The sequence below is a fragment of the Endozoicomonas sp. ALB115 genome (assembly GCF_049310245.1).
Taxonomy (GTDB): domain Bacteria; phylum Pseudomonadota; class Gammaproteobacteria; order Pseudomonadales; family Endozoicomonadaceae; genus Endozoicomonas.
The window spans coordinates 198,954-205,050 of the sequence record NZ_JBLYZG010000003.1 but is presented as its reverse complement, the minus strand read 5'-3'; the positions used below and the strand labels follow the sequence as shown (position 1 = coordinate 205,050).

The following is a 6,097-nucleotide window of genomic DNA, read 5'->3' as shown; positions in this document are numbered from 1 at the left end:
GGTTACAAGACTCCTTATGAGGCATTCAAGGAGTTAACCGGAATAGATGCAAGAAAAATCATGGGTTATGCATTTATGACTTGAATTCAGGTTTTATGTTTGAGAGGTTGTATATTTTTTATAAGCCGGGAGCGCTAATCCCGGTTTATAAAAAATGCCAGGTAAGTTGTGGGGTGATCTGTCAACCATTACGTCTACCTCTGAATAAGGGATGACGTTCATGCCCTGCTGCTGATAAACATCGCAAGTCGTCAGTTGATCCACCAAAGCACTGGACATCACATTCATCAGCAGATTTCTTCCTGTCATCAATATTAATTAGTGCTCCATCAAAGATGTTACGGTAACTGTCTTGTAGATCTTTGCCGGTAATGTGTGCAGCCAAACCTGGTTCTGAGAGCAGGAAGGTTTTGTGCATAAGTGTTTCGTTAGGGTCATAAAAAATAACCTTCATGCATCCATCCCGCTTCTTTAATCTCAGGGCCATTGCGTGGCCCGAGCCTTTATCAACTTTTGACCGAAAATAGAAATTCTTTTCATCGCCAGCAGGCATATTCCAATACTTTTCTACCAGTCCCGAAAGAGCCATAGAAAACGCTCCCTCGTGGAAATAATATCCATCGGCATAAAAGGATCTGTTAGTAATTGGGCCTTTTTTTATTCCATCTGGATTACGGAGCGCATGCCTTAAAGGAATATCAGGTGTATTTGCAAAGATTGACTGTATCTTTTTTGGGGTGTTTATTCTTTTAAAAGTCTCTTTTCCCCGACCAAACACTTTTGTGGCATAAGCCCAGGCGATGTGTCGGCAGTTTATTTTTTCTCCAGGTGCGACGGTGTCAGTATCAGAGCGACGCGCTGAGCCATTAAGGCACTTGGAGTGCCAGGGTTTAATGGAGTAATACATGGGGATTGGAGCAATACTGCCATCCTGTTTGAAAGCAAGTTTAACCTTAAGTCTACGCCCTTCATCATGCAATTTATCTATCTTATTGGAAACATAGCTGGTTGAACTCTTGCAGGCTGACGGGATGCTGATGTTATAAGCACTTATTGGCTTATGGAGTCTTTGGGTAAACCATGCATTTGGGTGTTCTTTCATCAGCTTTTGGGTGCTACCGTCTAAAACGCTGACAGAATAAGGACCAAACAGTGCCTTGATGCCATTAACAAGAGATTTTATGACCCTGATTGGCAGTAAGGATTCTGAATGTCTGCACCATGAATGTGATAGTGCTGGCAGAACACCAAGTTTGATATGATCCATTACATGATATCCCTTGCTTGATTCTTATGATTCATTTGCTTGAAACTTTTAGAGTATAAAAGTTCTAAAAAGTTCCACGGCTATCCTTCAGCTCAGGAAAGAGTGGTGTTTTATGTTTCAGAGGTTGTATATTTTTTATAAGCCGGGACCGCTAATCCCGGTTTATAAAAAATGCCAGGTAAGGTTATGTGGTGATCTATCAATCAGTTTCTCTTCTCGGCAGGAATCGGGGATGATCGATATGCCCAAGAGCAAGTGCATTCATCCGGAACTGATAATATGAGCCACCAAAAAACTGGATATTACACTCATCAACAGACCTCTTCCTGTCATCAATATTAACAAGAGCTCCTTCATCAAAGAAGATACTGGGTCCAAGATCTTCAATGGTAATGTGTGCAGCCAAACCGGGTTCCGAGAGAAGGAATGTTTTGTGCATGAGTGTATAGTTAGGGTCGTAAAAAATAACCTTCATGCACCCATCCTGCTTCTTTAATCTCAGGGCCATTATGTGGCCAATTATATTGTTCCCTCGTGTCTCAAAAAGAAAATTCTTTTCATCGCCATTCGCCATATTCCAGTGGTTTTCTACCAGCCTCGTAAGAGCCTCAGGAAACATTTCCTTCAAGAAATAATATCCATCAGCATAATAAGTTCTTTCAGTTTTTGGGCCCTCAAGGTACGCATCCTTTGATGGAGTATCAGGTGTATTGGCAAAGGTTGACTGTATTTTTTCCGGGGTAGCTACTTTATCAAAATCTTTTCTCCGGCCAAACACTTTTGTGGCATAAGCCCAGGTGAAATGATCGCAGCTTATTTCTTTTCCAGGCGCTACGGTGTCAGTATCAGAGCGGTGGACTTGACAATTAAGGTTTATGGGGGGGTAGGAATTATCGGAATTATAGATGGGGATTGGGGCAACACTGCCATTCTCATTGAAAGCCAGTTTAACCAGCATTCCGCGCCTTTCTTTGTATAGTTTTTCTATTTTATTGGAAATATAGGGAGTTGAACTCTTACAGGCTGACGGAATGCTAATATCAAAGACATTTAATGGTTTGCGGAGTTTTTGGGTATACAATGCATCTGGGTGTTCTTTCATCAGCTTTTGGGTATTACTGTCTAAGGCGCTGACAGAAAAACGGCCAAAATAGGCCTTGATGCCATTAACAAGACATTTTATTGCCCTGATTAGCAGTAAGGATTCTGCATTTTTGTGCCATGTATATAAAAGTGCTGACTGAGCATTCAGTTTGATTTGATCCATTACTTAATATCCTTGTGTTATTTAATTTTTATAATTAATTTGTCTAAAATCTTAGAGTGCAAAAGTACTAATAAGTTCCGTGGCTGTTCCCCTTTTCAGAAAAGAGTGAAGTTTGTTGTTGCAGGCAGGGTGGTTTGATGGGGGGGGATTTATTGGGTTTAGTTGGAAAGTTGTGTGCTTGTCATAGGAAAGCAGGTGCCAGTTTGGAAGATCGGAGAAGGTTTTTTTTAACCCGGAGGTCATGTTTTTAACTGGTCTATGGCTTCACTAACAGACATTTCGGTAGTGCTGTTTTATGTTTGAGAGGCTGTATGTTTTTTATAAGCCGGGATCGCTTATCCCGGTTTATAAAAAATGACAGGTAAACTATTTGGTGATCTATCAATCAGGAGCTCGTCTGAATAAGGGATGATCTATATGCCCGGGTTCTAAAAGCAGCGAGGAAGGTGGGCCACCAAAGAACTGGATATCACATTCATCAGCAGATTTCTTCCTGTCATCGATATTAACGAGTGCTCCATTAAATAGGAAGCTCGCTCCAAGATCTTCAACAGTAATGTGTGCAGCCAAACCGGGTTCTGAGAGAAGGATTGTTTTGTGTATGAGTGTACCGTTAGGGTCGTAAAAAATAACCTTCATGCATCCATCCTGCTTTTTTAATCTCATGGCCATATCGTGGCCAGCTAATTCTTTATCTTTTCGTGAACCAAAAAGAAAATTCTTTTCATTACCAGCAGCCATATTCCAGTACTTTTCTGTCAGCATCGTAAGAGCTTCAGAAAACTTTCCCTCACGGAAATAATATCCATCAGCAAAATAAGATTTTTTTGTAATTGGGCCATTTTCTAATCCATCTGGATTATGGTGCACAAATGATGAAGGACGATCAGGTGTATTTGCAAAGGTTGACTGTATTTCTTTCGGGGTAGCTACTTTATGAAAATCTTTTCTCCGACCAAACACTTTTGTGGCATAAGCCCAGGCGAAATGTCGGCAGACTATTGTTTTTCCAGGTGCTACGGTGTCAGTATCAGAGCGGTGGACTTGACAATTAAGGTTTATCGGGGGGTAGGAATTATCGGAATTATAGATGGGGATTGGGGCAACACTGCCATTCTCATTGAAAGCCAGTTTAACCAGCATTCCGCGTCCTTCTTTATACAGTTTTTCTATTTTATTGGAAATATAGGGGGTTGAGCTTTTACAGGCTGACGGAATGCTAATATCAAAGACATTTAATGGTTTATGGAGTTTTTGGGTATACAGTGCATCTGGGTGTTCTTTCATCAGCTTTTGGGTGTTACTGTCTAAGGCGCTAACAGAAAAACGACCATAATATGCCTTGATGCCATTAATAAGGCATTTTATGGCCCTGATTAGCAGTAAGGAATCTGCATTCTTGTGCCATGTAAATAAACGTGCGGCCTGAGCATCCAGTTTGATTTGATCCATTACGTAATATCCTTGTGTTATTTAATTCTTATGATTAATCTGCTCAAATTCTTTAGAGTATAAAAGTACTAATAAGTTCCGTGGCTGTTCCTCTTTTCAGAAAAGAGTGAAGTTTGTTGTTGCAGGCAGGATCGTTTGGTGAGTATCTATTGATTGGATTTTTGGGCTCGAGGCCCCACCGGCATGCGCCATAAAACTTAGAGATCATGGTGCATGACGTTAGGCTCGGGTGTCGGTTTCTTCAGGTGACGACCTGCATGTTTAGCCTCCTGGTACACGGTTTAAAGGTAATTGATGGGTTCCTTTTATTGGCGTCCAAACTCCGTTCGTCCTGAGCGTCCTTCGACCCCGCTCAGGATGCACGGTCGAAGGGCGTAAGCTTCATACCCTGAATAAAGACTGTGCCAATCACCCTTCGACTCCGCTCAGGGTGAACGGAGATTGTACACGTCAAACCCATTGAAACCATGCACTAGTCTCCCAGGAACGCCTTATAAGCCTCATTCTCATTTTCAGACCAGTAACGGTAGCCAATGGCATCAAGATATTCAGGGATATGCTGGTGCTCCTCTTCCGGGACATCCAGGCCTATCGCAACCCGTCCATAGGCCGCTCCGTGGTTGCGATAGTGGAACATGGTGATATTCCAGCGCTGGCCCAGTTTGCTCAGGAAGTTTAATAAGGCTCCCGGGCGCTCCGGGAATTCAAACCGGTAAACCTGTTCATTGTTGACCGCTTCGCTATGCCCGCCCACCATGTGGCGAACATGGAGTTTGGCCATTTCATTGTCGGTCAGGTCAACCACGGGGTAGCCGTGCTGCTGGAGTTCATTAACCAGACGGTCGATGGGCATCTGATCAGGGTGGACCTGAACACCGACAAAGATTCTGGCTTTGTCCGGGTTATGGTAGCGATAGTTAAACTCGGTGATATTTCTGCGGCCCAGCAGTTCACAGAACTGTTTAAAGCTTCCGGGTTGCTCCGGAATGGTAACAGCGATGATCGCTTCCCGCTTTTCACCCAGCTCTGTGCGTTCCGAGACATAGCGCAAACGGTCAAAGTTGATGTTGGCACCGCTGTCAACGGCCAGCAGTGTTTGGCCCCGGACCCTGTCCCGACTGACATACTTCTTCATACCGGCAATGCCCAGGGCACCGGCAGGTTCACAGACAGAGCGGGTATCATCAAAGATATCCTTGATCGCGGCACAGATTTCGTCGGCGGTGACGGTGATGACCTCGTCAATACACTCCCGGCAGATCCTGAATGTCTCTTCACCAATCTGCGCCACCGCTACACCATCGGCAAAGATGCCCACATGGGGCAGGACAACCCGTTCACCCGCATCAAGCGCCGCCTTCAGGCAGGCCGACTCTTCAAACTCAACACCGATGACTTTGACGTCGGGCCGCAGGTACTTGATATAGGCGCTGATACCTGCCGCCAGACCACCGCCGCCCACCGGGATGAACACCGCATCCAGGGCACCGGTCTGTTGACGCAGGATCTCCATGCCGATAGTGCCCTGACCTGCGATGGTATCTATATCATCATAAGGGTGAATAAAGGTGTAGCCGTGCTTTTCAACCAGGGTAAAAGAGTGAGCCAGAGCCTGGTCAAAAGCGTCGCCATGCAGTACGACCCTGGCTCCGTAAGCCCGTACCGACTTCACTTTGATCTCGGGGGTGGTGACCGGCATGACGATGGTGGCCTTGATTCCCATTTCCCGGGAGGCCAGAGCTACTCCCTGGGCATGATTCCCGGCCGAAGCGGCAATAACGCCACGTTCTTTTTCTGCCGTTGTGAGCTGGGCCAGCTTGTTATAAGCGCCCCGAATTTTGAAGGAGAATACCGGTTGTAAGTCTTCCCGCTTCAGGAGAACCCGGTTATCCAGGCGCTGACTGAGGAAGCGGGCCTCATCAATCGGGGTTTCGATGGCGACATCATAGACCCTGGCTTCCAGTATTTTTCGAATATAACGGTGTGGCATGCTGTCCTGCTGGTGTCTTCTGTTAGCTTTATTGAGTTCAGGCAGTGCTGCGAAGCTCTCATTCTATAGGAATAAGCTTCAGGATGGCACTCGTCCAATTTGCCGGAAAATGGTGTAATAT

4 protein-coding genes are annotated in these 6,097 nt (G+C 45.0%); all 4 read right to left on the bottom strand.

Going from position 1 to position 6,097, the window contains the following annotated elements; translation table 11 throughout:
- Nucleotides 1-181 precede the first annotated feature (181 nt).
- The 4 genes from ACO6VE_RS02785 to ilvA all read right to left on the bottom strand — a co-directional run bounded on the left by ACO6VE_RS02785 (nucleotide 182) and on the right by ilvA (nucleotide 6,021).
- Nucleotides 182-1,267 carry a hypothetical protein gene (locus ACO6VE_RS02785; protein WP_422446702.1) on the bottom strand — a complete coding sequence of 362 codons (1,086 nt, stop codon included), beginning with the start codon at nucleotides 1,265-1,267 and terminating at the stop codon, nucleotides 182-184.
- A gap of 199 nt (nucleotides 1,268-1,466) precedes the next feature.
- A complete protein-coding gene (locus tag ACO6VE_RS02780; RefSeq protein ID WP_422446700.1) occupies nucleotides 1,467-2,534 on the bottom strand; it encodes a ShET2/EspL2 family type III secretion system effector toxin in 1,068 nt (355 codons plus the stop codon).
- A gap of 381 nt (nucleotides 2,535-2,915) precedes the next feature.
- Complete coding sequence (locus ACO6VE_RS02775) at nucleotides 2,916-3,986, bottom strand: hypothetical protein (protein ID WP_422459576.1); 1,071 nt, start codon at nucleotides 3,984-3,986, stop codon at nucleotides 2,916-2,918.
- A gap of 472 nt (nucleotides 3,987-4,458) precedes the next feature.
- A complete protein-coding gene (ilvA, locus tag ACO6VE_RS02770; protein WP_422447915.1) occupies nucleotides 4,459-6,021 on the bottom strand; it encodes a threonine ammonia-lyase, biosynthetic in 1,563 nt (520 codons plus the stop codon).
- Between the last annotated feature and the right edge of the window lie 76 nt (nucleotides 6,022-6,097).

What these genes read in the sequence shown, in the direction of transcription:
- ACO6VE_RS02775 (WP_422459576.1), bottom strand. Translation starts at nt 3,986, where the DNA reads ATGGATCAAATCAAACTGGATGCTCAGGCCGCACGTTTATTTACATGG.
- ACO6VE_RS02780 (WP_422446700.1), bottom strand. Translation starts at nt 2,534, where the DNA reads ATGGATCAAATCAAACTGAATGCTCAGTCAGCACTTTTATATACATGG.
- ACO6VE_RS02785 (WP_422446702.1), bottom strand. Translation starts at nt 1,267, where the DNA reads ATGGATCATATCAAACTTGGTGTTCTGCCAGCACTATCACATTCATGG.